Origin of the sequence: Pseudomonas hefeiensis, assembly GCF_030687835.1 — a bacterium.
In the GTDB taxonomy this organism is placed as follows: domain Bacteria; phylum Pseudomonadota; class Gammaproteobacteria; order Pseudomonadales; family Pseudomonadaceae; genus Aquipseudomonas; species Aquipseudomonas hefeiensis.
Map to the genome: position 1 here is coordinate 5,049,757 of NZ_CP117449.1, position 26,996 is coordinate 5,076,752.

24 protein-coding genes, 2 tRNA genes and 1 pseudogene are annotated in these 26,996 nt (G+C 60.0%); 19 read left to right on the forward strand and 8 right to left on the reverse strand.

The window, feature by feature from the left end:
* The first annotated feature begins 41 nt into the window (after positions 1-41).
* From PSH57_RS22680 to PSH57_RS22695, 4 genes are read left to right on the forward strand one after another with little or no spacing between them, the layout of a single operon-like run.
* On the forward strand, positions 42-770 hold the full coding sequence (locus PSH57_RS22680) for an ABC transporter permease (protein WP_092397737.1): 729 nt from the start codon (positions 42-44) through the stop codon (positions 768-770).
* On the forward strand, positions 767-1,477 hold the full coding sequence (locus PSH57_RS22685; protein ID WP_256232579.1) for an ABC transporter permease: 711 nt from the start codon (positions 767-769) through the stop codon (positions 1,475-1,477). Before PSH57_RS22680 ends, PSH57_RS22685 begins: the two co-directional genes overlap by 4 nt.
* 27 nt (positions 1,478-1,504) lie before the next feature.
* A complete protein-coding gene (locus PSH57_RS22690; RefSeq protein ID WP_305416113.1) occupies positions 1,505-2,623 on the forward strand; it encodes a succinylglutamate desuccinylase/aspartoacylase family protein in 1,119 nt (372 codons plus the stop codon).
* Between the two features lie 13 nt (positions 2,624-2,636).
* The gene (locus PSH57_RS22695) at positions 2,637-3,401 is read left to right on the forward strand and encodes an ABC transporter ATP-binding protein (RefSeq protein WP_256232581.1); all 765 of its coding nucleotides are present in this window, start codon (positions 2,637-2,639) and stop codon (positions 3,399-3,401) included.
* A gap of 409 nt (positions 3,402-3,810) precedes the next feature.
* On the opposite strand, the gene PSH57_RS22700 is transcribed toward PSH57_RS22695, so the two are convergent.
* Together PSH57_RS22700 and dcd are read right to left on the reverse strand one after the other, a co-directional pair.
* The gene (locus PSH57_RS22700; RefSeq protein ID WP_305385692.1) at positions 3,811-4,026 is read right to left on the reverse strand and encodes a hypothetical protein; all 216 of its coding nucleotides are present in this window, start codon (positions 4,024-4,026) and stop codon (positions 3,811-3,813) included.
* 102 nt (positions 4,027-4,128) lie between these two features.
* A complete protein-coding gene (gene dcd, locus PSH57_RS22705) occupies positions 4,129-4,695 on the reverse strand; it encodes a dCTP deaminase (RefSeq protein ID WP_214918353.1) in 567 nt (188 codons plus the stop codon).
* A gap of 354 nt (positions 4,696-5,049) precedes the next feature.
* Here dcd and PSH57_RS22710 point away from each other — a divergent pair, with 354 nt between their 5' ends.
* Positions 5,050-5,259, forward strand: coding sequence for a cold-shock protein (locus tag PSH57_RS22710; protein WP_002554837.1), 210 nt, complete (start codon positions 5,050-5,052; stop codon positions 5,257-5,259).
* Between the two features lie 195 nt (positions 5,260-5,454).
* Here the strand turns inward: PSH57_RS22710 and PSH57_RS22715 are convergent, their stop codons facing one another.
* Positions 5,455-6,462 (reverse strand): DUF481 domain-containing protein, encoded by a 1,008-nt coding sequence (locus PSH57_RS22715; RefSeq protein ID WP_305385693.1) that lies wholly within the window; start codon positions 6,460-6,462, stop codon positions 5,455-5,457.
* Positions 6,463-6,599: 137 nt separating this feature from the next.
* Here PSH57_RS22715 and PSH57_RS22720 point away from each other — a divergent pair, with 137 nt between their 5' ends.
* From PSH57_RS22720 to PSH57_RS22735, 4 genes and pseudogenes are all read left to right on the forward strand, one after another.
* A complete protein-coding gene (locus PSH57_RS22720; RefSeq protein WP_422766110.1) occupies positions 6,600-6,980 on the forward strand; it encodes an MGMT family protein in 381 nt (126 codons plus the stop codon).
* 44 nt (positions 6,981-7,024) lie between these two features.
* Positions 7,025-8,590, forward strand: coding sequence for an AmpG family muropeptide MFS transporter (locus PSH57_RS22725; RefSeq protein ID WP_305416115.1), 1,566 nt, complete (start codon positions 7,025-7,027; stop codon positions 8,588-8,590).
* A gap of 129 nt (positions 8,591-8,719) precedes the next feature.
* A pseudogene (locus PSH57_RS22730) lies at positions 8,720-10,436 on the forward strand (proline--tRNA ligase).
* Between the two features lie 17 nt (positions 10,437-10,453).
* Positions 10,454-11,407, forward strand: coding sequence for a YceB family lipoprotein (locus PSH57_RS22735; RefSeq protein ID WP_305385696.1), 954 nt, complete (start codon positions 10,454-10,456; stop codon positions 11,405-11,407).
* 177 nt (positions 11,408-11,584) lie between these two features.
* Here the strand turns inward: PSH57_RS22735 and dinB are convergent, their stop codons facing one another.
* Entirely contained in the window at positions 11,585-12,646 is a 1,062-nt protein-coding gene (gene dinB, locus PSH57_RS22740) for a DNA polymerase IV (protein WP_305385697.1), read from the reverse strand.
* A 282-nt stretch (positions 12,647-12,928) separates the two neighbouring features.
* On the opposite strand from dinB, the gene PSH57_RS22745 reads away from it, so the two are divergent.
* From PSH57_RS22745 to PSH57_RS22760, 4 genes are all read left to right on the forward strand, one after another.
* Positions 12,929-13,005: transfer RNA gene (locus PSH57_RS22745), tRNA-Met, on the forward strand.
* 254 nt (positions 13,006-13,259) lie between these two features.
* A tRNA-Met gene (locus PSH57_RS22750) sits at positions 13,260-13,336 on the forward strand.
* Positions 13,337-13,488: 152 nt separating this feature from the next.
* Positions 13,489-16,131, forward strand: a complete 2,643-nt coding sequence (mprF, locus tag PSH57_RS22755) for a bifunctional lysylphosphatidylglycerol flippase/synthetase MprF (RefSeq protein WP_305385698.1) — start codon at positions 13,489-13,491, stop codon at positions 16,129-16,131.
* Positions 16,131-17,414, forward strand: a complete 1,284-nt coding sequence (locus PSH57_RS22760) for a virulence factor family protein (protein WP_305385699.1) — start codon at positions 16,131-16,133, stop codon at positions 17,412-17,414. The genes mprF and PSH57_RS22760 overlap by 1 nt, the downstream gene beginning before the upstream one ends.
* Before the next feature lie 225 nt (positions 17,415-17,639).
* Here the strand turns inward: PSH57_RS22760 and PSH57_RS22765 are convergent, their stop codons facing one another.
* On the reverse strand, positions 17,640-19,481 hold the full coding sequence (locus PSH57_RS22765; RefSeq protein ID WP_422766111.1) for a potassium transporter Kup: 1,842 nt from the start codon (positions 19,479-19,481) through the stop codon (positions 17,640-17,642).
* 334 nt (positions 19,482-19,815) lie between these two features.
* On the opposite strand from PSH57_RS22765, the gene rimO reads away from it, so the two are divergent.
* The 5 genes from rimO (at position 19,816) to tsaA (ending at position 23,836) form a co-directional block, all read left to right on the forward strand.
* Positions 19,816-21,156: a 30S ribosomal protein S12 methylthiotransferase RimO gene (rimO, locus tag PSH57_RS22770; RefSeq protein WP_305385701.1), complete on the forward strand. Its 1,341-nt coding sequence runs from the start codon at positions 19,816-19,818 to the stop codon at positions 21,154-21,156.
* A 175-nt stretch (positions 21,157-21,331) separates the two neighbouring features.
* Entirely contained in the window at positions 21,332-21,805 is a 474-nt protein-coding gene (locus PSH57_RS22775) for a GNAT family N-acetyltransferase (protein ID WP_305385702.1), read from the forward strand.
* A gap of 74 nt (positions 21,806-21,879) precedes the next feature.
* Complete coding sequence (locus PSH57_RS22780; RefSeq protein ID WP_305385703.1) at positions 21,880-22,590, forward strand: rRNA pseudouridine synthase; 711 nt, start codon at positions 21,880-21,882, stop codon at positions 22,588-22,590.
* A 63-nt stretch (positions 22,591-22,653) separates the two neighbouring features.
* Positions 22,654-23,115 carry a YehS family protein gene (locus PSH57_RS22785; protein ID WP_305385704.1) on the forward strand — a complete coding sequence of 154 codons (462 nt, stop codon included), beginning with the start codon at positions 22,654-22,656 and terminating at the stop codon, positions 23,113-23,115.
* A 22-nt stretch (positions 23,116-23,137) separates the two neighbouring features.
* Positions 23,138-23,836 (forward strand): tRNA (N6-threonylcarbamoyladenosine(37)-N6)-methyltransferase TrmO, encoded by a 699-nt coding sequence (tsaA, locus tag PSH57_RS22790; RefSeq protein WP_305385705.1) that lies wholly within the window; start codon positions 23,138-23,140, stop codon positions 23,834-23,836.
* A gap of 239 nt (positions 23,837-24,075) precedes the next feature.
* Here the strand turns inward: tsaA and fpr are convergent, their stop codons facing one another.
* A complete protein-coding gene (gene fpr, locus PSH57_RS22795) occupies positions 24,076-24,855 on the reverse strand; it encodes a ferredoxin-NADP reductase (protein WP_003184787.1) in 780 nt (259 codons plus the stop codon).
* 121 nt (positions 24,856-24,976) lie between these two features.
* Here fpr and PSH57_RS22800 point away from each other — a divergent pair, with 121 nt between their 5' ends.
* Positions 24,977-25,903, forward strand: a complete 927-nt coding sequence (locus PSH57_RS22800; protein WP_214915496.1) for a LysR family transcriptional regulator — start codon at positions 24,977-24,979, stop codon at positions 25,901-25,903.
* A 5-nt stretch (positions 25,904-25,908) separates the two neighbouring features.
* Here PSH57_RS22800 and PSH57_RS22805 read toward each other — a convergent pair whose 3' ends face one another.
* Positions 25,909-26,271, reverse strand: a complete 363-nt coding sequence (locus PSH57_RS22805) for a diacylglycerol kinase (protein ID WP_305385706.1) — start codon at positions 26,269-26,271, stop codon at positions 25,909-25,911.
* A gap of 70 nt (positions 26,272-26,341) precedes the next feature.
* Entirely contained in the window at positions 26,342-26,995 is a 654-nt protein-coding gene (gene erdR, locus PSH57_RS22810) for a response regulator transcription factor ErdR (protein ID WP_305385707.1), read from the reverse strand.
* Position 26,996 lies beyond the last annotated feature (1 nt).

The window sequence follows — 26,996 nt, forward strand, 5'->3', positions numbered from 1 at the left end:
GGCCTCGGATGGGCGCTTTTTTTCTGCCTAAGGCCTCTTTCATGTTCGAACAACTCCTACAAAATCTGGGGCTCAGCGCTTTCAGCCTGCAGGGCTTTGGCCCGCTGCTGATGCAGGGCACCTGGATGACCATCAAGCTGGCGGTCCTGTCTTTGTTACTGAGCGTTTTGCTCGGCCTGCTGGGGGCCAGCGCCAAGCTGTCCAGCGTCAAACTGCTGCGTATCCCGGCCCAGCTCTACACCACGCTGATTCGTGGCGTGCCGGACCTGGTGCTGATGCTGCTGATCTTCTACAGCCTGCAAACCTGGTTGACCTCTTTTACCGACTTCATGGAATGGGAATACATCGAGATCAACCCATTCGGCGCCGGGGTCATCACCCTGGGCTTCATTTATGGCGCGTACTTCACCGAAACCTTTCGCGGCGCGATTCTCGCGGTGCCGCGGGGTCAGGTCGAAGCCGCCACAGCGTATGGCCTCAAGCGTGGCCAGCGTTTCCGTTTCGTGGTGTTTCCGCAAATGATGCGCTTTGCCCTGCCGGGCATCGGCAATAACTGGATGGTGATGCTCAAGGCCACCGCGCTGGTGTCGATCATCGGCCTGGCCGATTTGGTCAAGGCCGCCCAGGATGCCGGCAAAAGCACTTACCAACTGTTTTACTTCCTCGTGCTCGCGGCGCTGATTTATCTGCTGATCACCAGCGTGTCCAATGTCGTCCTGCGCTGGCTTGAACGCCGTTACGCCGCCGGCGCACGGGAGGCGGTGCGATGATCGAACTTCTTCAGGAATACTGGCGACCGTTCCTCTACAGCGATGGCAATCACATCACTGGCCTGGCCATGACGATGTGGCTGCTCAGCGCCTCGCTGCTGATCGGCTTCGTGGTCTCGATCCCGCTGTCCATCGCCCGGGTTTCCCCCAAGGGCTACGTACGCTGGCCAGTGCAGTTCTATACGTACCTGTTCCGCGGCACACCGCTCTACATACAGCTGTTGATCTGCTACACCGGCATCTACAGCCTCGAAGCGGTGCGCGCCCAGCCCCTGCTCGACAGTTTCTTTCGCGATGCAATGAACTGCACGATCCTGGCCTTCGCCCTGAACACCTGCGCCTACACCACGGAAATCTTCGCCGGGGCGATCCGCAGCATGAACCATGGCGAAGTCGAAGCGGCCAAGGCTTATGGCTTGACGGGCTGGAAGCTGTACGCCTACGTGATCATGCCTTCGGCGCTGCGGCGTTCGCTGCCGTACTACAGCAACGAAGTCATCTTGATGTTGCACTCGACGACCGTGGCGTTCACCGCTACCGTTCCAGACGTGCTCAAAGTCGCCCGGGACGCCAACTCGGCCACCTTCCTGACGTTCCAGTCGTTCGGTATCGCCGCGTTGATCTACCTGACCGTCACCTTTGCACTGGTGGGCCTCTTCCGCCTCGCCGAACGCCGCTGGTTGGCCTTTCTCGGGCCGACTCACTAGGTCTTCTGTTCCAGGACACACACGCAAATGCGCCACCAGATTCATGACCTGCTGGCCCCACTGCCGGGGACCGCACGCAAGATCCACAGCTTCCACTTCGGCCCGGAAAAAGCCGTCGGCAAAATCTACATCCAGTCGTCCCTGCACGCCGATGAGTTGCCCGGCATGCTGGTGGCCTGGCACCTCAAGCAGCGTCTGGCCGAGCTTGAGGCGTCCGGTCACCTGCGCCACGAGATCGTGCTGGTGCCCGTGGCCAACCCCATCGGCCTGGAACAAGTGCTGATGGATGTGCCCCTGGGCCGCTACGAAATGGAGAGCGGGCAGAATTTCAACCGCCGGTTCGTCGACCTGAGCGAGGAAATCGGCAACCAGATCGAAGGCCAGCTCACGGCTGATCCACAACACAACCTGATGCTGATCCGCAAACACCTGCGTGACGCCCTCGCCCGCCAGACCGCCAGTACGCAATTGCAATCCCAGCGCCTGGTCCTGCAACGGCTGGCCTGCGACGCCGACATGGTGCTGGACCTGCATTGTGATTTCGAAGCGGTCGCCCACCTCTATACCACCCCCGAAGCCTGGCCCCAGGTCGAGCCACTGGCCCGCTACATCGGTGCCGAGGCGAGCCTGCTGGCGACGGATTCGGGTGGTCAATCGTTCGATGAATGTTTCACCCTGCTCTGGTGGCAACTCAAAGAACGCTTCGGCGAACAATTCGAGATTCCTCTGGGCAGTTTTTCGGTCACCGTCGAACTGCGCGGCCAGGGCGACGTCACCCACGACCTGGCGAGTCTCGACTGCCAGGCCCTGATCGAATACCTGATCCGCTTCGGCGCCATTGACGGCGAACCGATGCCCTTGCCCGACCTGCCCTACCCGGCTACGCCGCTGGCCGGCGTGGAGCCGGTGGCGACGCCGGTCGGCGGCCTGCTGGTCTACAGCGCCGTGCCCGGAGAGTACCTGGAGGCCGGGCAACTGGTGGCGCAAATCATCGATCCGATCAACGACACGGTCACCCCCGTTCATTGCTGCAATGCCGGGCTGCTGTACGCCCGCTCGCTGCGGCGCATGGCCACTGCCGGCATGGTGATCGCCCATGTCGCCGGTGCCGAAGCCTACCGCAGCGGCTACCTACTTTCGCCTTGAGGATGCACGCCCCATGTACAAACTGACCATCGAAGGCCTGCATAAAAGCTATGGCGAACATCAAGTGCTCAAAGGCGTTTCGCTCAAGGCCAGGACCGGCGACGTCATCAGCCTGATCGGCGCCAGCGGCTCGGGCAAAAGTACCTTTTTGCGCTGCATCAACTTTCTGGAACAACCCAACGACGGCGCAATGAGCCTGGACGGCCAGGCGATCCGCATGATCAACGACCGCCACGGCATGCGCGTGGCTGACGAAAAGGAACTGCAGCGCCTGCGCACCCGCCTGGCCATGGTGTTCCAGCACTTCAACCTGTGGAGCCACATGACCGTGCTGGAAAACATCACCATGGCGCCGCGCCGGGTGTTGGGCGTCAGTCAGCAGGAAGCCGAGGACCGTGCCCGTCGTTATCTCGACAAGGTCGGCCTGCCGGCGCGAGTGGCCGAGCAGTACCCGGCGTTCCTTTCCGGTGGCCAGCAACAGCGCGTGGCCATCGCCCGCGCACTGGCGATGGAACCGGAAGTGATGCTGTTCGACGAACCCACTTCGGCCCTTGACCCGGAGTTGGTGGGAGAAGTCTTGAAGGTGATCCAGGGCCTGGCCGAAGAAGGCCGGACCATGATCATGGTGACCCACGAAATGAGCTTCGCCCGCAAGGTGTCGGATCAGGTGCTGTTTCTGCACCAGGGCCTGGTGGAAGAAGAAGGCGCGCCGGAAGACGTGCTGGGCAATCCCAAGAGCGAGCGGCTCCAGCAGTTTCTCAGTGGCAACCTGAAATAAACCCCGTGGGCAAGGGGGTTTTGTGGGAGCAAAGCTTGCTCGCGAAGCAGGCGCCTCGATTTTTGAAAGACCGCATCGCACCCGTCGCGGGCAAGTCTTGCTCCCACAAAATCGCCCCGCCACAGGAGCTTGCATGTTCTCAGCGCGCTCCTGCGTCGCCTTCCCCCATTAAACCTTTCATCTCCCACGGTGGTCACTGAAAGAAGACTTTCAGGGCGCACGCGGCGGGTATGGCGACCTCCAACAATTACGCAAACCAATGGTTCAGCGCCCGCGGCTGGAAGCCGTTCGCCTTTCAGGCCATCGCGTCGAACAGGACAATGACTGCAGGATCTTTGTCATTGGGGATAACGAAATATGGCCCGTCAGTTGAAGCACACGTGCTTTCTACTGACGGGCCATTTTGCGATCAGGCAACAGGCGCAGGAGGCGGCTCATCCGGCAGGGTAGGTTCGCCGGGTTCGGTGGGTTCGAAGGGCTGTTCGTTGGGGGTATCGGGATCAGGCTGGCCTGGAATACCGCCCGCCGCTTCGGCAGGGTGGGCCAGCAATGACCAAGCCATGACACCAATCTGATTGGGCTCAAGCCTGGCCAGTTCGGCACTGATTCGCGGATCGATCTTCATAGAGCAACTCCTGGGCGAAGGCCCGCTGCGCTGAGGCAAAAAAACGGGCAGTACACCCCATAGAGTGCCTGCCCGCCCAGGAATTCAAACTGTTCGTCAGAATCAGGTACGCGGCAGCGTCACACCGCGCTGGCCCTGATATTTGCCACCACGATCCTTGTAGGACACTTCACATTCTTCATCGGACTCAAGGAACAGCATCTGCGCCACACCTTCGTTGGCATAGATTTTTGCCGGCAAGGTCGTGGTGTTGGAGAACTCCAGGGTCACATGGCCTTCCCATTCAGGCTCCAGCGGCGTGACGTTGACGATGATGCCGCAGCGCGCGTACGTGCTTTTGCCCAGGCAGATGGTCAGCACGTTGCGCGGGATACGGAAATACTCAACGGTGCGCGCCAGGGCAAAGGAGTTCGGCGGAATGATGCATACGTCGCTCTTGACGTCGACGAAGCTCTTCTCATCGAAGTTCTTCGGGTCGACGGTGGCCGAGTTGATGTTGGTGAACACCTTGAATTCATCGGCGCAGCGCACGTCGTAGCCGTAGCTGGAGACGCCGAAGGAAATCAGCCGGTCGGCGCCTTCGCCACGCATCTGGCGCTCTACGAAAGGCTCGATCATGCCCTGCTCTTGCGCCATGCGGCGAATCCACTTGTCCGATTTGATGCTCATGGCGGGAGTCCTGAATAGCGAGGTGGAAAAAATACGTCCGGCATCTTACCGGGGCACGGGGCCGGGTTCAAAGCGCGGAACGCAAATCTCGCCGATCCGCCTTGATTTCCTGGCCCTGACGGCAATATCGCCCGCCGTCAGTCACCAAAACCGAGAAACCTTCGCAAAGACCATTGGCACGTACCGGAAAAAGGGTTAAGGTGGCGCCACTGTGCTGCTTGTGTCACTGAGAATCTCTACACGATATGTTGAATTTCGATCCAACCATCTACAAGAATTTTTCCTGCTCTTTGCACTCAGTCTCGGCCAGGGTTCTTCCTGTGTCGCAGTTATCTTTGTTCAAGGAGTTACACCATGTCTAATCGCCAAACTGGTACCGTTAAGTGGTTCAACGATGAAAAAGGCTTCGGCTTCATCACCCCACAATCCGGTGACGACCTGTTTGTTCACTTCAAAGCAATCCAATCCGACGGCTTCAAAAGCCTGAAAGAAGGCCAGCAGGTCTCTTTCATCGCTACCCGCGGTCAGAAAGGCATGCAAGCTGAAGAAGTTCAAGTTATCTAACTTGTCCTTGCTTTAGTAAAAGGCCCCGCCCTCAAAAGCGGGGCTTTTTTGTGCCTGTAAGTTTTTTGCAGGCACAAAATTAATGTGGGAGCGGACTTGCTCGCGAACGCGGTGGATCAGCAACATTTTCGTTGACTGACACACCGTTTTCGCGAGCAAGCCCGCTCCCACATTGGTTTGTTGGTTAGCCCGTAATTACCAGGTCACGCCAAACCCGGCGGTGTAGCGCGTTCTGCTCAAGTCGCTGTCTTCGGTACCCTCGATGACATCTTTCTCGGCCTTGAGGTTGAGCGAAGCCCAGTCGGTAACCTTGTAGCGCAGCCCCACCTCGGCGTCGTAGGCGTACTCGGCGACGCCGGACAGCGGCTTGCCGACTTCACCATTGGTGAAGAACTCGACACGCTTGCCGATCAGGTAGCGGTTGTAGTCCCACTTCATGGCGACGGAATAGAAGTTGTCCGTTCCACCGTCGCGGTATTCATAATCGGTGCGGTTGAGCAGCGAGCCCAACGAGAAAGCCCCCAACTCGTCATCCCAGAACTGATAACCCGGACCGGTGCCCACCACGCGCTGGCGAGCCAGCTCTTCGACCTTGTCGCGCTTGTAATTCAGGCGCCCTTGCCAGAACCATTTTTCCGTGAGGAACCGGTCGAGGGAGTACTCCAGCCTCCAGTTGTCGGTGGAAACCACATCATCCTGGAATTCACGGTTGTATTCGCCTTCGGCGGTGTGCCGCCATCTGCCGTGGCGTGCCGAGGTCTTGAAGTCGATGTCGTAGTCGTCGGTATCGTTTTCCGCGCGCTGATAATCCAGTGCGGCATCGATATTGCCCTTCCACACCAGATCCTCGACCACCGGTTTGGGTTTGAGGATTTGCTGGATACTGGCCAGCTCGACGGTTTTGGGCCCGTCGCCGTTGGCCAGGGTCACCTTGCCGTCCTCGGCCGCCTGCAACCCCTTGGCTTTTTCGCCGGCGTAGGCATCCTGCTTGACCAGCAATTGCTGGTCGCTCTCAAGAGTCTTGACCTGTTTCCAGTCGATGGGAATCGCGCCAGCGTAATCGGTCTGGATCAGCAGTTTGCCGCCATCGAAAACGGTGATCTTGCCACTGAGCTTGTCACCGTTCTTCAACCAGACGGTATCGGCAAGCAATGGCATGGAGGCGCTGGTGACAGCTAGGCATAGCAGGGTTCTAGACAACATAAGCGTATAAAGAGCTCAAGTTTGCGGTAAAAAGGCGGCATTATCCCCCGGGACGACACCTTAGCAAGGACTGACCGAAGTATTTGTAATGAGTTCATTTCTCAACCAACCTTGCGGGACTTAATCTACAAACGGCAATACGCCCTCCTTCAGGACGCCTGAACGTGACTGATGCTCCCGCGGACGCAGAGAGCGCCGCCCAGATTCGCCGTACCACCCTGTACCTGACCCTGGCACAAGTGCCGGCCGGCAAGGTAGTGACCTATGGCCAGCTCGCCGAAATGGCCGGCCTGGGCCGCGCGGCGCGCTGGGTGGGGCGTACCCTCAGCCAGCTGCCGAACGACACAAAGTTGCCATGGCATCGCGTGCTGGGTGCCGGCGGTCGGATCAGCCTGCCGGCAGGCAGCGCTTCAGGGGATGAACAACGCGCGCGCCTGCGCATGGAAGGGGTGAGTGTCCTGAATAGTCGTGTTGATATTCAGCGCCATGGCTGGCGCCCGGTAGAGCACAGCGGTTAGAGTGCGCGCTTTGTTTTCGCAATTTTTGAGGCAGACTCCAGCCCATGCCCCGTAAAACCTGGCGCGCCGCGCTCGCCGCCTATGCCAGTCCCTCGACGCTCGTGCTGTTGCTGCTTGGCTTCGCCGCCGGCTTGCCCTACATGCTGGTGTTTTCCACGCTTTCGGTCTGGTTGCGCGAAGCTGGCGTGGCTCGCGAGACCATTGGTTACGCGAGCCTCATCGGCCTGGCCTATGCCTTTAAATGGGTCTGGTCGCCCCTGCTCGACCAATGGCGCCTGCCGCTGCTGGGCAAACTCGGCCGCCGGCGTTCATGGCTGGTGCTCTCCCAGGCCCTGGTGATCCTCGGCCTGATTGGCATGGGCTTCTGCGATCCGCAAAAACACCTGTCATGGTTGATCGCCATCGCCGTGATCGTGGCTTTCGCCTCGGCCACCCAGGACATCGCCGTCGACGCTTACCGCCTGGAGATCGCCGACGACACCCGCCAGGCGGCCCTCGCCGCCAGCTACATGTCCGGGTACCGAATCGCGGCATTGCTGGCCACCGCCGGCGCACTGTTCTTTGCCGAAGGGTTCGGCTCCACCGGTTTCAGCTATAAACACTCGGCCTGGGCAGGCACCTACCTGTTGTTCGGCGTACTGATGGTCCCGGCGCTGCTCACCTCGCTGTTCATGCGCGAACCGCCGGTACCGCTGCGCACCCAGTTGCAGGCCGGTCGCTATAGCTTCGCCCACCAGTTGGCCTCGGTGTTCGTGCTCATCGTACTGCTGGTGTCGGTACCGGCGATGTTCACCCAGCTCTACAACACCGACTTCGCCAGCGTCCTGTTCGAAGGCGTCAGCCTGCTGGATCTGCTGCTCGAAGACCGCGCCTTTCTGCGGGCCATCCTCTATATCACCCTGACGGCCCTGTGCCTTTCAGCCATGGGGCGCCGCGGGCTGGCGCCAGTACTGACCCCGGTCAACGATTTCATTCTGCGCTACCGCTGGCAGGCCCTGTTGCTGCTTGGACTGATTGCCACCTACCGAATGTCCGACACGGTCATGGGCGTCATGGCCAACGTGTTCTACATCGACCAAGGTTTCACCAAGGACCAGATCGCCAGCGTCAGCAAGATTTTCGGGCTGATCATGACACTCGTCGGCGCCGGCATGGGCGGCTTGTTGATCGTGCGTTTTGGCATCCTGCCGATCCTGTTCATCGGCGGCGTTGCCTCCGCCGGTACCAATATCCTGTTTTTGATGCTCGCCGACATGGGCGCCAACCTGCAGATGCTGATTGTCACCATCTCTCTGGACAACTTCAGTTCTGGCCTGGCCACTTCGGCGTTCGTTGCCTACCTGTCGAGCCTGACCAACCTGAAGTTCTCGGCCACCCAATACGCCCTGCTCAGCTCGATCATGCTGTTGCTCCCGCGCTTGATCGGCGGTTATTCAGGGGTGATGGTGGAGAAATTCGGCTATCACGACTTCTTCCTGATCACCGCCTTGCTGGGGGTTCCGACCCTGTTGCTGATTGCCTTGCACTGGTATCAGGAAAACCGCCGCCAAGATTCGGGCTCGGCTTCGGACGAGGAACCGGCCCCCACGCGACCTGCGGAAGAATCGTAGGAAACCTCAGCAAACGCCGGCGAAACCGGCGTTCATGCCTGGCGACCGGCCACGCGCCTGTACGCCAGGGCATCTCGCCCGTACAATGCTCCGTCACTTCTCGTCATCAGCAACCGACAACGGCCAACCATGCGCACCAGTCAATTTTTGCTCGCCACACAGAAAGAAACGCCTTCCGACGCCGTCGTGATCAGCCACCAGCTGATGCTGCGTGCCGGCATGATCCGCAAACTCGCCTCGGGCCTTTACACCTGGCTGCCGATGGGCCTGCGAGTGATGCGCAAGGTAGAAGCTATCGTTCGCGAAGAGATGAACGCCGCCGGTTCTCTGGAAGTGTTGATGCCGGGCACCCAGCCGGCCGAGCTGTGGCAGGAGTCGGGACGTTGGGAAGAATACGGCCCGGAGTTGCTGCGCATCAAAGACCGTCATGGTCGCGACTTCTGCGCAGGCCCGACTCACGAGGAAGTGATCACCGATCTGATGCGCAACGAGTTGAGCAGCTATAAGCAGCTGCCGATCAACCTGTATCAGATCCAGACCAAATTCCGTGATGAGATCCGCCCACGCTTCGGCCTGATGCGTGGCCGCGAATTCATCATGAAGGATTCGTACTCCTTCCACACCGACCTGGCCTCGTTGCAAGTCACCTACGACCGCATGCACCAGGCGTACTGCAACATTTTCACCCGCCTGGGCCTGAAATTCCGCCCAGTTGAAGCCGACAACGGCTCCATCGGTGGCGCCGGCTCCCACGAGTTCCACGTATTGGCCGAGTCCGGCGAAGACGACATCGTCTTCAGCAACGGTTCCGACTACGCCGCCAACATCGAAAAAGCCGAGGCCGTGCCACGGGAAACCTCCCGCCCTGCACCGGCCGAAGAACTGCGCCTGGTGGACACACCAAACGCCAAGACCATCGCCCAACTGGTGGAAGGCTACAACCTGCCGATCGAACGCACCATCAAGACCCTGATCGTGCGCGCCGAAGAAGAAGGCAAGCTGATCGCCCTGATCATCCGCGGCGATCATGAGCTGAACGAAATCAAGGCTGGCAACCAGCCAGGCGTCGCCAGCCCCCTGGTCATGGCCACCGACGCCGAACTGCGCGACGCCATCGGCGCCGGTGCCGGCTCCCCTCGGCCCGTTGAACCTGCCGCTGCCGATCATCATCGACCGCTCGGTGGAGCTGATGAGCGATTTCGCCATCGGCGCCAACATCGATGACAAGCACTACTTCGGCGTGAACTGGGAGCGCGACTTGCCGGTTCCAACCGTGGCCGACCTGCGCAACGTCGTGGCGGGCGATCCGAGCCCGGACGGCAAAGGCGTCCTGGAAATCAAGCGAGGCATCGAAGTCGGGCACATCTTCCAGCTGGGCAACAAATACAGCAAGGCGATGAAGTGCGAAGTGCTGGGCGAAAATGGCAAGCCGGTGACCCTGGAAATGGGCTGCTACGGCATCGGCGTGTCCCGCGTGGTAGCGGCTGCCATCGAGCAGAACAACGACGACAAAGGGATCATCTGGAGCGATACCCTGGCGCCGTTCCAGATTGCCCTGGTGCCGCTGCGCTACGAGACCGAACTGGTTCGCGAAGCCACCGACAAGCTCTACGCCGAACTGACGGCCGCCGGCTTCGAAGTCCTGCTGGACGACCGCGACAAGAAAACCAGCCCCGGCATCAAGTTCGCGGACATGGAGCTGATCGGCATCCCACACCGGATCGTGGTCAGTGACCGCAGCCTGGCCGAAGACAACCTGGAATACAAAAGCCGCACTGAGGCCGAGCCGCAAGCGCTGCCGGTCGCCGACGTGCTGTCGTTCCTCCAGGCCCGTATCCGCCGCTGACATCAGATAGAGACGTCATGTTCAAGCGAAACACCTTAGGCCTCGGGGGCGCCGCGCTGTGCGGCGCCCTGCTGGTCAGCGGCTGTGCCAACCAAATGTCGCAACGCAGCGAGCACGAAGAGCGGGTCGAGCGCAAACTGCTCGACCATAACCTGCAGATCGATGTGGGTGAACCCAAGGTGCTCGACCTGCCTCAGCGCCGTGTACGAATCAATGAGCAGAAGACCTTCGAAGTCACCGAGTTCGAAGTGACCCGCCATTACGATCGCTACACGCCATACCAGCCTTGGCGGGAGGTTTACGAAATCCCGCTGGGCGCGGTGGCGGTGGTGGCCGGGGTCGGCGCTAATGTGGTCAATGTGTTTGCCCTCGGCAACCTCCCGGAGAGTGCGACCAGGGACTGGATCAGTTACGGTTTCGCCGGGCTCAACCCATTCATGAACGTGCCATCCCATGGCCGCGCCCAGCAGAACCTGGCCCGAATCGATGAAGTGCAGCGCGACAAACGGGTCGAACACTCAAGCCTGCCCTGGAGCGAGCGCCCGGTACAGGTCAAGGCTGCCCGACAGACCTTCGAGCTGAGCACCGACCGCAATGGCGTGTTGCGCTTGAACCTGCTGGAAAGCCCGTTCGCCGAGCATGACCTGAGCCACTTCGGCAAATTGCAGATCAGCGTGACGGACACCTTGGACGAGGTACACACCGACTCGTCCTTGAGCATCAGCAGCACCTTGCGCGGCAAGCTGGTAGAGGCCCACGCATTGATTTATGACGACCTGGAAGATGACGAGGTGAGCCAGTGGGTTCACCGGGTCAAGCGGCTGTCGGAACTGGGCCTTGAAGAAGAGGCCAGTGAGCTGGAACAAAGCCTGATCGAACTGACCCGCAATGATCCGGAGTTGCAGACCGAATTCCTCAAAGCCCTGACCAAGGATGGCGGGCGCCTGGTGGCGGATCCGGGGGCGAATTGAACAATGGGGCCTAACCGGCCTCTGTGGCGAGGGCCCGTTGTGGGAGCAAAGCTTGCTCGCGAAACAGCCGCCTCGACTTCTGAAAGACCGCATCGCCCTCATCGCGGGCAAGCCTTGCTCCCACAAAAGGCTCGCCGCCACAAAGACTGTGTATGGACTGGCACTTGAACAGTCGCCTCACCGCTCGAACAATTCCAACTGCTCAAATCCACCCCGCAGATCCTCCAGCCGTACCCCTATCCCCAACAACCGCACCGGCTTGCCGCCGCGGTTGAACGCCTGGGTCAATAGCAACTGGTAGCTGCCCAGATCCCGCCCTGCCCCGGCCTGCTCCAGAGTGGTCTGGGTAAAGTCGTGGAATTTCACTTTGACGAACGGCTTGCCCGGTCGATAGCTGCTGTCGATCCGCGCCATGCGCCCGCTGAGGGTCTCCATGAGTTCCGGCAGTTTGTCGAGGCAACTCACCAGGTCGGGCAGGTCAACATCATAGGTATTTTCCACACTGATGGACTGCCGCCGGCTGTCATTGTGTACCAGACGCTCATCGATCCCACGAGCCAGGCTCCAGAGTCGCTCACCGAAACTGCCGAATTCGCGCACCAGCGCCAACTTGTCCCATTGACGCAATTGCGAGCAATCGACAATGCCGAGCCGGTTCAACTTATCGGCAGTGACCTTTCCAACACCGTGGAGCTTGCTGACCGACAGGGCCGAGACAAAGTCCTCGACCTGGTCTGGGGTGATGACGAACAAGCCGTTGGGCTTTTTCCAGTCGCTGGCGATTTTGGCCAGAAACTTGTTGGGGGCGACACCAGCGGACACCGTGATGTGCAACTGATTGGAAACCCGTCGACGAATGTCCTGGGCGATGCGGGTGGCACTACCACCGAAATGGGCACTGGCGGAGACATCCAGGTAGGCCTCGTCCAGGGACAGTGGCTCGATCAGGTCAGTGTAATCGCTGAAAATCGTATGAATTTCCTTCGACGCCTCCCTGTAGGCCTCCATCCGCGGTTTGACGATGGTCAGGTCAGGGCAGAGCTTCAAGGCGTGCCCGGATGACATGGCCGAGCGTACACCGTAGGCCCGGGCTTCATAGTTACAGGTCGCGATTACCCCACGCCGGTCCGCCGAACCACCGACCGCCAGGGGTTTGCCGGCCAGCCGCGGGTCATCGCGCATCTCGATAGCGGCGTAGAAGCAGTCACAGTCGACGTGGATGATTTTGCGTTGCGTCATAAAAGAAGCGGATGTGCGACGAGTCGGGCGCCCAGTATCGCACCGACAACTGTACATAGCACCAGTAGTTGGAAAGATCCTTCCCTGCGGCTGGAAAAAACCTACGTGAATTCATTTCTTCAATCGCGGCAAAGCGTCCAATAGAGCGCCAGCCCTTGCCAGGCTTGCGTCACAGCGCTGTCACAATGCCCATGACTTAGGCTAAGCAATTGAAGCTGAACAGATTTTTCTCGCCCAAGGGTTGACAGCCCGCCAATCCTCTGTAGAATGCCGCCACACAGACGCGGGATGGAGCAGTCTGGTAGCTCGTCGGGCTCATAACCCGAAGGTCGTCGGTTCAAATCCGGCTCCCGCAACCAAACATCAAAAAAGGCTACTCGAAAGAGTGGCCTTTTTTGTGGCCGTTTGTTTTTGAGCAATGGTCCGCTGAAGAGAAGCCATTCGAACATGGCGCAAGCCTGCGGCGGCGTAATGCACGCTACAGCTTGTAGGACAATTTCCTTTTGATTTCGCGCATTTAGCTGGGTTGGCGACGGATTGGCCGTTTATTTGACCCTGCGACCTTTTAACGGTTGACACTCAGGCGTTCGCCTGTAGAATGCCGCCACACAGACGCGGGATGGAGCAGTCTGGTAGCTCGTCGGGCTCATAACCCGAAGGTCGTCGGTTCAAATCCGGCTCCCGCAACCAAACATCAAACAAGGCTACTCGAAAGAGTGGCCTTTTTTGTGCCTGTCAAAAAAAGCTTTCATTACAAATATTTTGTAATTATTTTTTTCAGGAGGGATTGGTAACTGGACTGGATGCCCCCATCCTGTCGCGCATAGTTCAAGAGGTGATTGATGCGCGCCCACTCGTCTGCCCCGCAAGACACTGTTACTGCGACCCAACCGATCAAGGCCGAGCGGCTACGCTGGCTGGACCGTATCAGTCAGTACCGTCAACCTATCGGCCTCGCCGTCACGCTGTTGTTGTTCGCGATCGCATTGATCGCCTGTCGCCACCTGCTGAGCGAACTCGATCTGTACGCCCTGCACGACTCAATTGTGCAAGTGCCGCGCTCAGCCCTGCTCGGCGCAGTCGCCGCGACGGTAGTCGGATTCGTCATCTTGCTGGGCTATGAATGGTCCGCCAGCCGTTATGCCGGGGTGAAATTGCCAGCGCAAACGCTGATCCTGGGCGGATTCAGCGCTTTTGCCATCGGCAACGCCATCGGGCTCTCGTTATTGTCGGGAGGCTCGGTTCGCTACCGGCTATATGCCCGCCATGGCCTGGGCGCGACGGATGTCGCCCACATGACCCTGTTCGCCAGCCTGTCCCTGGGCTGTGCACTGCCACCGCTGGCGGCCCTGGCAACCCTCAGCGATCTTCCCGCCGCTGCCGCCGCCCTGCACCTGCCGGCCACGTGGCTGGGAGCCACCTGTGTGGCGGTGCTGCTGCTCACCTGTGCGCTGGCTATCGACATCTATCGACGGCGCCTGCCAGAACAGCCCTATCGGGACAGCCTGCTGGTCAAGGCCGGCCGCCACACCCTACGCCTGCCCGGCCGACGCCTGACGCTTCTGCAACTGATCATCACCACGCTGGATGTCGCGGCAGCCGCCACGGTGCTGTACTTGTTGTTACCCGAAGCACCACCGTTCGGCGCATTCCTGCTGGTGTATCTGCTGGCGCTGGCAGCGGGCGTGCTCAGTCATGTGCCCGGCGGGGTCGGGGTGTTCGAAGCAGTTTTGCTGGCGGCCTTCGCCGACAAACTGGGGGCTGCGCCTTTGGCCGCCGCCCTGCTTTTGTATCGCTTGATCTATGTGCTGCTGCCGATGCTGGTGGCCTGTGTGTTGTTGCTGATCAATGAAGCGCAACGGCTGTTCCAGACCCGCCAGTCTCTGCGTGCAGCGTCGGGCCTGGCGGCGCCGATCCTGGCGGTACTGGTATTCCTGTCGGGCGTGGTGCTGCTGTTTTCCGGTGTGACCCCGGAGATCGATACTCGCCTGGAACACATTGGCTTCCTGATCCCTCATCGACTGGTTGACGCTTCGCACTTCGGCGCCAGCCTCGTGGGCGTGCTGTGCCTGTTGCTTGCTCAGGGCCTGCGCCGGCGCTTGTCCGCCGCCTGGATGCTGACCACTGTTTTACTTCTGGTCGGCGCCCTGCTCTCGTTGCTCAAGGGTTTCGATTGGGAAGAGGCCACCCTGCTGTCGCTGACGGCCAGTTTGCTGGCGGTGTTCCGGCGTTCCTTTTATCGTCCGAGTCGCCTGACCGAGCTGCCATTTTCGCCGCTGTTTCTGATTGCCAGCCTGTGTGTGCTCGGTGCGTCGATCTGGCTGCTGCTGTTTGCATACCAGGACGTGCCCTACAGTCATGAACTGTGGTGGCAATTCACCCTCGATGCCGATGCCCCTCGTGGTCTGCGCTCACTGCTGGGCGCGGCGGTGCTGCTGGTGGCGGTATCCCTGACCTGGTTGCTGCGCACCGCGCGGCCGGTGATCCAGTTGCCAGCGGCAGAAGAACTGGAGCGAGCCAAAAAGATTCTCATGGCCTCTTCGCAACCCGACGGCGGCTTGGCCCTGACCGGTGACAAGGCATTGCTGTTTCACCCCAACGACGAAGCGTTTCTGATGTATGCCCGCCGAGGCCGCAGTCTGGTGGCGCTGTACGACCCGATCGGCCCCACCCAGCAACGCGCTGAAATGATCTGGCAGTTCCGCGATCTGTGCGATACCCATCATGCGCGTCCGGTGTTCTATCAGGTACGCGCCGAGAACCTGCCGTATTACATGGACATCGGCCTGACGGCGATCAAGTTGGGTGAAGAAGCACGGGTCGACCTCAAGCAGTTCGATCTCGAAGCCAAGGGCAAAGAGATGAAGGACTTGCGCTACACCTGGAACCGCGGCACCCGTGACGGCCTGTCGCTGGAGATCCACGAACCAGGCCAGGCACCGATGGATGAGCTGAAAGTCATTTCCGAGGCTTGGCTGACCGGCAAGAACGTGCGGGAGAAAGGCTTCTCGCTCGGTCGCTTCAGTGACGACTACCTCAAGCATTTTCGCATCGCAGTGATTCGTTTCGAGGGCCGCCCGGTGGCGTTCGCCAACCTGCTGGAGACCTACAACCATGAACTGGCCAGCCTCGACCTGATGCGCGCCCATCCCGACGCCCCGAAACTGACCATGGAATTCATGATGGTCGGCCTTATTCAGCATTATAAAACCCATGGCTACGCCCGCTTCAGCCTCGGAATGGTGCCCCTGTCGGGCCTGCAACCGCGACGCGGCGCACCGCTAACCCAGCGTCTGGGTTCGATGGTGTTCCGCCGTGGCGAACAGCTCTACAACTTCCAGGGCCTGCGCCGTTTCAAAGATAAATTCCAGCCTGACTGGGAACCTCGTTACATGGCCGTGCCCGCCGGACTTGATCCGCTGGTAGCCCTGGCCGATACCGCCGCCCTGATTGCAGGCGGCCTGACTGGATTGGTGAAACGCTGATGATGCAACGTTCCTGGCGATACGTAGTGGCCACCCTGTTGGTGTTGGCAGTGATTCTAGGGGGCGGTTACTGGTACTGGAACCGCCCTGCCCCGCAACCGACCCTTGAACAACTGACGCCGGTCGACGGTGCGCCGATGACCCGGATCATTCCCGGCACCCCGCCCCGCGCCCAGGTGCTGGTGGCGGTCACTGAAGAGCAGAAACTCAGCGACACGCAATTGCTGGCCCTCAGCCGCAGCGGCTCGGCGCAGATCGTCCAGGTGATCCTGCCCAAGGACTGTGTGCTGCAAGGCCGCGCCCTGCAGGCCGGCCTGAAGCAGCTCCAGGGATCGGCGACGCTGGTCAGCGGTATCGGCCCGGGAGCCGTGCTGGCCTGGCGCTGGCTGGCCGAGCAGAAGGACGACAAAGCTCAGGCCGTGTCGGTGGACCTGGCCCTGGAAAAACCCGGTTGCACCCACCTGCTGCCTAAAAGCGCGGCCCACGGCCACTGGCTGGTGGCCTGGAATGACAACCCTGACGACACCAGCGCCGGTTTCGTACGGGATCAACCGAACGCCGAAACCAGCATCAGCAACTACGACATCAACCTGCCACAGGTGCTGAACAACGAACTGCACAAGATCCTGGTGGGCGCCGACCAGGGCGGCCTGAGCATTCCCGTGGTGGAAGTGCCAGCCAGCCAGGCCCGGGACACCGTGACACTGTTTCTCTCCGGAGACGGCGGCTGGCGGGACCTGGACCGGGACGTGGCCGAAGAAATGGCCAAGATCGGCTACCCGGTCGTCGGCATCGACACCCTGCGCTACTACTGGCAGCACAAGAGTCCGGAACAAAGCGCCCTGGACCTCACCGAACTGATGCAGCACTACCGTCAGGTCTGGGGCACCAAGCGCTTCATCCTGACCGGTTATTCCTTTGGCGCCGACGTGCTGCCTGCGATCTACAATCGCCTGCCGGCCAGCGAGCAGCAAGGGGTCGACGCAATCATCCTGCTGGCCTTTGCGCGCACCGGCAGCTTCGAGATCGAAGTCGAAGGCTGGCTCGGCAATGCCGGCACCGAAGCCGCCACCGGCCCGGAAATGGCCAAGCTGCCCGCCGACAAAGTGGTGTGCATCTATGGCGTAGAAGAAGCAGCTGAAAGTGGCTGCACTGACAAGACGGCGGTGGGCGAAGCCATCCAGCTACCTGGCGGCCATCACTTCGACGAAAACTACCCGGCACTGGCCAAGCGCTTGGTGGACGAAATCAACAAACGTCAGAACAAGAACGCCGAACAGTGAGCTGAAACCCGCTTTTTTGTGAACCCTGCAAACCTGATGTGGCGAGGGGATTTATCCCCGCTCGAGTGCGAAGCACTCGCACAGGTCATGAACCCAGGAAAATCCAGAGGGTTGCTTCGCAACCCAACGGGGATAAATCCCCTCGCCACAAGTTGTTGTCCACACAACCCCACGCCCACCAAAAAGCCCCCGCTGCCACAAGGCAACGGGGGCTTTTTGTTTGGGCTACATCTCCACCTGCGTCCCCAACTCAATCACCCGGTTCAGCGGCAGATTGAAAAAACGCAAATTGCCGTTGGCGTTTTTCAGCATGAAGGCGAACAACACTTCGCGCCAACGAGCCATGCCTTCGAGCTTGGACGCGATGACCGTCTCGCGACTGAGGAAGTAGGTGGTGCGCATCGGGCTGAAGTCCAGCTCATCCAGATGACACAGCCTGAGAGCCAGCGGCACGTCCGGTTCGTCGGTGAAACCAAAGTGCAGGATCACCCGGAAGAAACCTTCACCGTAGGCGTCCACCTCGAAGCGCCGTTGCGGCGGCACCCGGGGGATGTCTTCGTACACCACCGTCAGCAGCACCACTTGCTCGTGCAGCACCTGGTTGTGCAACAGGTTATGGAGCAGTGCGTGAGGCACGGCATCCGGGCGGGCGGTGAGGAAAACTGCCGTGCCCTTGACCCGATGAGGAGGTTCGATGCGGATGCTGCTGATAAATACCGGCAGCGGCAGAGCGCCTTCATCCAACCGATCCACCAGCAGTTCCTTCCCGCGCTTCCACGTGGTCATCAGAATGAACAACACGATTCCCGCCAATACCGGAAATGCGCCGCCCTGCAGGATTTTCGGGACATTGGCGGCAAAGAACAGGCCGTCCACCAACAGAAAACCAACCAGCAACGGCACCGTCAGCAGCGGCGGCCACTTCCACAACAACAACGCCACCGCCGACACCAGGATGCTGGTGATCAGCATGGTGCCGGTCACTGCCACGCCATAGGCTGAGGCCAACGCGCCGGACGACTCGAAGCCAAGCACTAGCAGGATCACACCAACCATCAACGCCCAGTTCACCGCGCCGATGTAGATCTGCCCTTGTTCGGCGCTGGAGGTGTGTTGGATGTACATGCGCGGGATATAGCCGAGCTGGATGGCTTGGCGGGTGAGGGAAAACGCACCGGAAATCACCGCTTGGGAAGCGATCACGGTGGCGAGGGTCGAGAGCACCACCAGCGGCACCAGCGCCCAGCCTGGGGCCAGCAAATAAAACGGGTTGCGAGCGGCCTCCGGGTTCTCCAACAGCAAGGCGCCCTGACCGAAATAGTTGAGCACCAGCCCGGGCAACACCAGGGCGAACCAGGCCCGGGCAATTGGTTTGCGGCCAAAATGTCCCATGTCCGCATACAAGGCCTCGGCGCCGGTCAAGGCCAGGACCACGGCCCCCAGGATCGCAACGCCAACACCCGGATGCACCATGAAAAAGCGCACGCCCCAGGCCGGGTTCAAAGCCTGGAGCACCTGCGGATGCTGGACGATGCCATGAATGCCCAGACCGCCAAGGACCACGAACCACAGCACCATGACCGGCCCGAACAATTTACCGATCCGGTCGGTACCGTGTTTCTGGATCAGAAAAAGCGCCACCAGAATCACCAACGCCATTGGTACAACCCAGTGATCCAGGCCATCAAAGGCCACCTCCAGGCCCTCCACGGCCGATAACACGGAAATGGCCGGGGTGATCATGCTGTCACCGTAAAACAGCGAGGCGCCGATCAGCCCGAGAATCACCAGCACTGAACGCAACCGGGGATAAGGGGAAGACGCCCGCCGGGCCAGCGCCGTCAACGACATGATGCCGCCTTCGCCCTGGTTGTCGGCGCGCAGGATAAACAGCACGTATTTGATCGAGACGACCCAGACCAGCGACCAGAAAATCAGCGCCAGAATCCCGAACACTCCGTCATGGTTGACCTGCACACCGTATTGACCGGAGAACACTTCCTTGATGGTGTACAAGGGGCTGGTGCCGATATCGCCATAGACCACTCCCGCGGCGGCCACCAGCATGCCCACGGGTCTGGCCGCTGCACGCCCGGCCCCCGACACCCGACTCTCTGCCTGCTCCATCCAACACTCCCACTACCTGATCCGCGTTGCTGGAAAGAAGCACTCTGATTGACCTTGCATCCACGCTGCCTTACTTCCTGTTACAGACAAATGATTGACTGTAGAGATTCAGGTGCGCTTAACGGCGCGAAGCATAGCGCAGCACTCGTCGTTTTTCCCCGTATAAAGCTGGTCAAGCGCTTCGAGCACCGCTAGAATTGCGCACTTTTTGATCAGAGGCGCGTCAAGCGTCCTGTCTCTACAAGAGACGATCTCTCCTACACCGAGGTTAGACATGTCCACCACTACCGCGCCGGCCAACCCCAAGGTTGGCTTCGTATCCCTGGGTTGCCCGAAGGCTCTGGTCGACTCCGAGCGCATCCTGACCCAGCTGCGCATGGAAGGTTATGACGTCGTATCCACGTACCAGGACGCCGACGTGGTAGTGGTCAACACCTGCGGCTTCATCGACTCGGCCAAAGCCGAATCCCTGGAAGTGATTGGCGAAGCCATCAAGGAAAATGGCAAGGTCATCGTCACTGGCTGCATGGGTGTGGAAGAAGGCAACATCCGCAACGTGCACCCCAGCGTGCTGGCCGTGACCGGTCCGCAGCAATACGAGCAGGTGGTCAATGCCGTGCACGACGTCGTGCCGCCCCGCCAGGACCACAACCCGCTGATCGACCTGGTACCGCCGCAAGGCATCAAGCTGACCCCGCGCCACTACGCTTACCTGAAGATTTCCGAAGGCTGCAACCACAGCTGCAGCTTCTGCATCATCCCCTCGATGCGCGGCAAACTGGTGAGCCGCCCGGTGGGTGATGTGCTCGACGAGGCCCAACGTCTGGTCAAGGCCGGCGTCAAGGAGCTGCTGGTGATCTCCCAGGACACCAGCGCCTATGGCGTCGACGTGAAATACCGCACTGGCTTCTGGAACGGCGCGCCGGTGAAAACCCGCATGACCGAACTGTGCGAAGCCCTCAGCACCCTCGGCGTGTGGGTCCGTCTGCATTACGTTTACCCATATCCGCATGTCGACGAACTGATCCCGCTGATGGCCGCCGGCAAGATCCTGCCGTACCTGGACATCCCGTTCCAGCACGCCAGCCCGAAAGTCCTCAAGGCCATGAAGCGCCCGGCTTTCGAAGACAAGACCCTGGCCCGCATCAAGAACTGGCGCCAGATCTGCCCGGACCTGATCATCCGCTCGACCTTCATCGTCGGCTTCCCTGGCGAAACCGAGGAAGACTTCCAGTACCTGCTGGATTGGCTGACCGAAGCCCAGCTCGACCGCGTCGGCTGCTTCCAGTATTCGCCCGTCGAAGGCGCACCGGCCAACGACCTGGACCTGGACGTGGTGCCGGACGAGGTCAAACAGGACCGTTGGGAGCGTTTCATGGCGCACCAGCAGGCCATCAGCTCGGCGCGCCTGCAAATGCGCATCGGCCGTAAAATCGAAGTGCTGGTGGATGAAGTGGATGAACAAGGCGCCGTGGGCCGCTGCTTCTTCGACGCCCCGGAAATCGATGGCAACGTATTCATCGACAACGGCAGCAACCTCAAGCCGGGCGACAAGGTCTGGTGCAAGGTAACCGACGCCGACGAATACGATCTGTGGGCTGAGCAGATCGGTTGATCTGCTGCTTCACAGACTCAATGTGATACCTGTGGGAGCCGAGCTTGCTCGGCTTGTATGTTTCCCACAGGTTCTTTCACAGGCCGAAAAAATGAAGAGCCTCGCTATCCTCACAAGATGCGAGGCTTTTTTGCAGCTATCGTATGGAGATATCCAGCACAAGGAGCAGGCGGGCATGCGTCAGCACTCGGTCATCCATACACCGAAATCCAGCGATTATCAGGAACTGACCCGGGTCTGGGAGGCCTCGGTACGCGCCACCCACGACTTTCTGCCGGACAGCTACATCGAATTGTTGAAAAACCTGGTGCTCACCCGTTATCTGGACGCGGTCATGCTTATCTGCACCCGGGACGCTCGCCAGCGCATTACCGGTTTCGCCGGTGTCGCGGCCGGCAAGATCGAGATGCTTTTCATCGACCCGCAACACCGTGGCCAGGGCCTGGGCAAACAGCTATTGCGCTATGCCATGGAGCACATGAACGCCGATCAACTGGATGTCAACGAACAGAACCCGCAAGCCTTGGGCTTTTACCTCAAGCAAGGCTTCGAAGTGGTCGGTCGTTCAGCAAAGGACGGCATGAACCAACCGTACCCGCTGCTGCACATGCGCTACAAACAGCCCGACCTGAAGGTCCAACACGGCTAAAAGGCAAATGGACCCGCGATTAACCGGCGCCAGGCAGGTACAATGCCCACCCTCTTTTTTGTTACGGCCCTGTCATGACTGACCCGATTCGTCTCTCCAAACGCCTCATCGAACTCGTCGGCTGTTCCCGTCGGGAGGCTGAGCTGTTCATCGAGGGCGGCTGGGTCACCGTGGACGGCGAAGTGATTGACGAGCCGCAGTTCAAGGTCGCCACCCAGAAAGTCGAACTCGACCCCGAGGCCAAGGCCACCGCGCCAGAGCCGGTGACCCTCCTGCTGAACGCCCCGGCGGGCATGGATGCAGACACGGCGATGGCCTCCCTGGGGCCACAGACCCTGAGCGAAGAACACCGTTTCGGCAAGCGCCCGCTAAAGGGCCACTTTCTGCGCCTGACCGCCAGCGCCGACCTGCAGGCCAACGCCAGTGGGTTGCTGGTGTTCACCCAGGACTGGAAGATCCTGCGCAAGCTCACCGCCGACGCCACCAAGATCGAGCAGGAATACGTGGTGGAAGTCGAAGGCGAGATGGTCGCCCATGGTCTCAATCGCCTGAACCATGGTCTGACCTACAAAGGCAAGGAGTTGCCGGCGGTCAAGGCCAGCTGGCAGAACGAGAACCGCTTGCGCTTTGCCATGAAAAACCCGCAACCGGGGGTGATCGCGCTGTTTTGCCAGGCGGTCGGCCTCAAGGTGGTGGCCATTCGTCGCATCCGCATTGGCGGCGTGTCCATCGGTAAGGTGCCGCTGGGCCAGTGGCGTTACCTGTCCACCAAAGAGAAGTTCTAGTTTCTTTTTTCCGGCGCCGCACTGAGCTGGGGCGCCCACTGCCGATTGATCAGGATTGCACACATGGTTCACAACGACGTACTTCGCAGCGTGCGCTACATGCTCGACATCAGCGACAAGAAAGTCATCGAGATCATCAAGCTGGGCGGCCTGGAAGTGCCCATGGCGGATCTGGTGGGTTACCTCAAGAAAGACGAGGAAGAAGGCTTCGTGTTCTGCCCTGACGACGTCATGGCGCATTTTCTCGATGGCCTGGTGATCTTCAAGCGCGGCAAGGACGAAAGCCGTCCGCCGCAGCCCATCGAAGTACCGGTCACCAACAACATCATCCTCAAGAAGCTGCGAGTGGCCTTCGAACTGAAGGAAGACGACATGCACGCCATTCTCAAGGCAGCGGAGTTCCCGGTGTCCAAGCCGGAACTGAGCGCATTGTTTCGCAAGTTCGGCCACACCAACTACCGCCCGTGCGGCGACCAGTTGCTGCGCAACTTCCTCAAGGGCCTGACGCTGCGCGTTCGCGGCTAATTTCCCCGCCTCGACCCAACCCATGACCTACAACGTCTCCCCCATCGGCTTCGTCCGCTCCTGCTTCAAGGAGAAGTTCGCCATTCCCCGCCAACCGCAACTGGCCCCGGCCGCACGCGGTGTGCTGGAGTTGGTGGCGCCATTCGATCAAGGCGACGCCGTGCAGGGCCTGGAGCAGGTCAGCCATGTCTGGCTGCTGTTCCTGTTCCACCAGGCCCTGGAAGACAAACCACGGCTGAAAGTGCGCCCGCCGCGTCTGGGCGGCAACAAATCCATGGGGGTGTTCGCCACCCGCGCCACTCATCGCCCCAATGGCATCGGCCAATCGGTGGTGAAGCTGGAACGGGTCGAAGCCGGTCGGCTGTGGATCTCGGGTATCGACTTGCTGGACGGCACCCCGGTGCTGGATATCAAACCCTACGTGCCCTACGCAGACATCATCGGCTCGGCGCACAACAGCATCGCCAGCGCAGCGCCTGAGCTGATTGCGGTGCGATGGGCCAGCTCTGCCCTGCATCAGGCCCGCGACCACGCCAAGCGCCTGGAAGAACCCCTGGTAGAGCTGATTGAACAGTGCCTGGCCCAAGACCCACGTCCGGCGTACCAGATTCCTACGCCCGAACGGGAATATGGTGCGCAATTCTGGGATCTGGACGTGCGTTGGCATTATCCGCAGTCGGGGGTGATCAAGGTGCTGGAAGTTATTCCCGCGAAATCGTAACCGCCAGAAACGAAAAAGCCCGCGCTGCCTTCTTCAGGTAGCGCGGGCTTCTTTATGGGGGCCACTGTTGGACCGAGTCGCCTTCTTCGCGAGCAAGCCCGCTCCCACATTGGATCGTAGTGAACGCGAATCTTGTGTTCACCAGGGATCCAGTGTGGGAGCGGGCTTGCTCGCGAAAGCGGTCCAACATTCAACGACTATGTTGGCTGACACCCCACTCCACACTTATCCAAACAGGCTTACTTCTCTACAAACGCCCGTTCGATCAGGTAATCACCCGGCTCACGCATGCGCGGCGAAACGGTCAGGCCGAAGCTGTTGAGCACTTCGCTGGTCTCGTCGAGCATGCTCGGACTGCCGCACAGCATGGCGCGGTCGTCCTGCGGGTTGATCGGCGGCAGGCCGATGTCGCGGAACAGCTTGCCGCTGCGCATCAGGTCGGTCAGGCGGCCTTCGTTCTCGAACGGTTCGCGGGTCACGGTCGGGTAATAAATCAGTTTGTCACGCAGCGCTTCGCCGAAGAATTCATTCTGCGGCAGGTGTTCAGTGATGAACTCGCGGTAGGCAACTTCATTGACGTAACGTACGCCGTGGCACAGGATCACTTTTTCGAAACGCTCGTAGGTTTCCGGATCCTGGATCACGCTCATGAACGGCGCCAGGCCGGTGCCGGTGCTGAGCAGGTACAAATGCTTGCCAGGCTTGAGATCGTCCAGCACCAGGGTGCCGGTGGGCTTCTTGCTGATGATGATCTCGTCGCCTTCCTTCAGATGCTGCAACTGGGAAGTCAACGGGCCGTCAGGTACCTTGATGCTGAAGAATTCGAGATGCTCTTCCCAGTTCGGACTGGCGATCGAGTAAGCGCGCATAAGCGGGCGGCCGTTGGGCTGTTGCAGGCCGATCATCACGAACTGACCGTTCTCGAAGCGCAGGCCCGGATCACGGGTGCACTTGAAGCTGAACAGAGTGTCGTTCCAGTGATGAACACTGAGGACACGCTCGTGGTTCATGTTGCTCATGTACGGGGACTCCTGGGAATGATGCCTGCGTCGTTAATTTGCGCAATTGCATCGCATTCTAATGGCGGCGACAATATCTGTTAAATGAATTATTAAGATAAGGGTTATCGGTTATATCGATATGCGATTTACTCTCCGTCAACTTCAAGTCTTCGTCGCCGTCGCCCAGCAAGAGAGCGTGTCCCGTGCCGCGGGCCTGCTCAATCTTTCGCAGTCGGCGGCCAGCACCTCCATCACCGAACTGGAGCGTCAGTCCAGCTGCCAATTATTCGACCGCGCCGGCAAACGCTTGAGTCTCAATGCCTTGGGCAAACAACTGCTGCCCCAGGCGGTGGCATTGCTGGACCAGTCCAAGGAGATCGAAGACCTGCTCAACGGCAAGTCCGGTTTCGGCTCACTGGCGGTCGGCGCGACCCTGACCATCGGCAATTACCTGGCGACCTTGTTGATCGGCAGCTTCATGCAGCGCCATCCGGAAAGCCAGGTGAAGCTGCACGTGCAAAACACTGCCAATATCGTGCACCAGGTTGCCCACTATGAAATTGATCTGGGTCTAATTGAAGGCGACTGCAGCCATCCGGACATTGAGGTCCAGAGCTGGGTCGAGGATGAGCTGGTGGTGTTCTGCGCCCCTCAACATCCGCTGGCCAAACGCGGCCAGGCGACCATGGAGGAGCTGACGCATGAAGCGTGGATTCTGCGAGAGCAAGGTTCCGGCACCCGCCTGACCTTCGACCAGGCCATGCGTCACCATCGCAGTGCGCTGAACGTGCGTCTGGAACTGGAACACACCGAAGCCATCAAGCGAGCCGTGGAATCGGGCCTGGGGATTGGCTGCATCTCCCGCCTGGCCCTGCGCGACGCCTTCCGGCGCGGTAGCCTCGTAGCGGTGGAAACCCCGGACATGGACCTGGCCCGGCAGTTTTATTTCATCTGGCATAAACAGAAGTACCAGACGTCGGCCATGCGCGAATTCCTCGAGCTGTGCCGGGCGTTTACCGCTGGCGTGCAGCGCAGCGACGAAATCGTCCTGCCGGCCATTGCCTGAAGACACTAGAGCAGCACCAGGCCCCACACCAAGGCAATCATTGTCAAAGCAATAAACTGAGCGGCACTGCCCATGTCCTTGGCATTTTTCGACAACGGGTGCTGTTCCAGGGAAATGCGGTCGATGGCCGCCTCCACCGCTGAGTTGAGCAACTCCACGATCAACGCCAGCAGGCAGACCGCAATCAGCAGCGCCTGCTCGACACGGCTGACATTCAGGAAGAACGACAATGGAATCAGGATGACGTTGAGCAAGACCAACTGACGAAACGCGGCTTCACCGACGAAGGCCGCGCGCAGGCCATCCAGAGAATAGCCAGAGGCGTTGAGGATGCGTTTCAGGCCGGTTTGGCCTTTAAAAGGCGACATAGAGTGGGCAACTGATCAAAAGGAGTGGAGAAGCTAATTCAAACCCGGTCAAAAAAGCGTGAACAAGACGCTACGATTGCGGTGAAATAGACTCAAGTTGCTGCAGCAGCAAGGCCGCCTGGGTCCGGGTGCGCACATTCAGTTTACGAAAGATTGCAGTGACATGGGCCTTGATGGTGGCTTCGGACACGCTCAACTCATAGGCAATCTGCTTGTTCAGCAGACCTTCACAGACCATGGTCAACACTCGGAACTGCTGCGGGGTGAGGCTGGCCAGTCCCTCGCTGGCGGCCTTGGCTTCGTCGGACACGCTCACCGCTTCGAATGCCTGGGGAGGCCAGGACACATCGCCATCCAGGACCGCCTTGACGGCTACCTGAATCATCTCAAGGGAACTGGATTTAGGAATGAAACCACTGGCCCCGAACTCCCGGGCCTTGACCATCACCGAGGCTTCTTCCTGGGCCGAGACCATCACCACGGGAATTTGCGGGTATTGGCCGCGCAACAGCACCAGCCCGGAAAAACCATAGGCACCCGGCATATTCAGATCCAGCAGTACAAGATCCCAGTCGGCCTTTTCAGTCAGCCGGGCCTCCAGTTCCGCAATACTGGCCACCTCCGTCAGACGGACATCCGGGCCAAGCCCCATGGTCACCGCCTGATGTAACGCGCTGCGAAAGAGTGGATGGTCATCGGCTATCAGGATTTCGTATGTGGCCATT

Coding starts and splice junctions, on each gene's coding strand:
- PSH57_RS22680 (WP_092397737.1), top strand. CDS start 42: ATGTTCGAACAACTCCTACAAAATCTGGGGCTCAGCGCTTTCAGCCTG.
- PSH57_RS22685 (WP_256232579.1), top strand. CDS start 767: ATGATCGAACTTCTTCAGGAATACTGGCGACCGTTCCTCTACAGCGAT.
- PSH57_RS22690 (WP_305416113.1), top strand. CDS start 1,505: ATGCGCCACCAGATTCATGACCTGCTGGCCCCACTGCCGGGGACCGCA.
- PSH57_RS22695 (WP_256232581.1), top strand. CDS start 2,637: ATGTACAAACTGACCATCGAAGGCCTGCATAAAAGCTATGGCGAACAT.
- PSH57_RS22700 (WP_305385692.1), bottom strand. CDS start 4,026: ATGAAGATCGATCCGCGAATCAGTGCCGAACTGGCCAGGCTTGAGCCC.
- dcd (WP_214918353.1), bottom strand. CDS start 4,695: ATGAGCATCAAATCGGACAAGTGGATTCGCCGCATGGCGCAAGAGCAG.
- PSH57_RS22710 (WP_002554837.1), top strand. CDS start 5,050: ATGTCTAATCGCCAAACTGGTACCGTTAAGTGGTTCAACGATGAAAAA.
- PSH57_RS22715 (WP_305385693.1), bottom strand. CDS start 6,462: ATGTTGTCTAGAACCCTGCTATGCCTAGCTGTCACCAGCGCCTCCATG.
- PSH57_RS22725 (WP_305416115.1), top strand. CDS start 7,025: ATGCCCCGTAAAACCTGGCGCGCCGCGCTCGCCGCCTATGCCAGTCCC.
- PSH57_RS22735 (WP_305385696.1), top strand. CDS start 10,454: ATGTTCAAGCGAAACACCTTAGGCCTCGGGGGCGCCGCGCTGTGCGGC.
- dinB (WP_305385697.1), bottom strand. CDS start 12,646: ATGACGCAACGCAAAATCATCCACGTCGACTGTGACTGCTTCTACGCC.
- mprF (WP_305385698.1), top strand. CDS start 13,489: ATGCGCGCCCACTCGTCTGCCCCGCAAGACACTGTTACTGCGACCCAA.
- PSH57_RS22760 (WP_305385699.1), top strand. CDS start 16,131: ATGATGCAACGTTCCTGGCGATACGTAGTGGCCACCCTGTTGGTGTTG.
- PSH57_RS22765 (WP_422766111.1), bottom strand. CDS start 19,481: ATGCTGGTGGCCGCCGCGGGAGTGGTCTATGGCGATATCGGCACCAGC.
- rimO (WP_305385701.1), top strand. CDS start 19,816: ATGTCCACCACTACCGCGCCGGCCAACCCCAAGGTTGGCTTCGTATCC.
- PSH57_RS22775 (WP_305385702.1), top strand. CDS start 21,332: ATGCGTCAGCACTCGGTCATCCATACACCGAAATCCAGCGATTATCAG.
- PSH57_RS22780 (WP_305385703.1), top strand. CDS start 21,880: ATGACTGACCCGATTCGTCTCTCCAAACGCCTCATCGAACTCGTCGGC.
- PSH57_RS22785 (WP_305385704.1), top strand. CDS start 22,654: ATGGTTCACAACGACGTACTTCGCAGCGTGCGCTACATGCTCGACATC.
- tsaA (WP_305385705.1), top strand. CDS start 23,138: ATGACCTACAACGTCTCCCCCATCGGCTTCGTCCGCTCCTGCTTCAAG.
- fpr (WP_003184787.1), bottom strand. CDS start 24,855: ATGAGCAACATGAACCACGAGCGTGTCCTCAGTGTTCATCACTGGAAC.
- PSH57_RS22800 (WP_214915496.1), top strand. CDS start 24,977: ATGCGATTTACTCTCCGTCAACTTCAAGTCTTCGTCGCCGTCGCCCAG.
- PSH57_RS22805 (WP_305385706.1), bottom strand. CDS start 26,271: ATGTCGCCTTTTAAAGGCCAAACCGGCCTGAAACGCATCCTCAACGCC.
- erdR (WP_305385707.1), bottom strand. CDS start 26,995: ATGGCCACATACGAAATCCTGATAGCCGATGACCATCCACTCTTTCGC.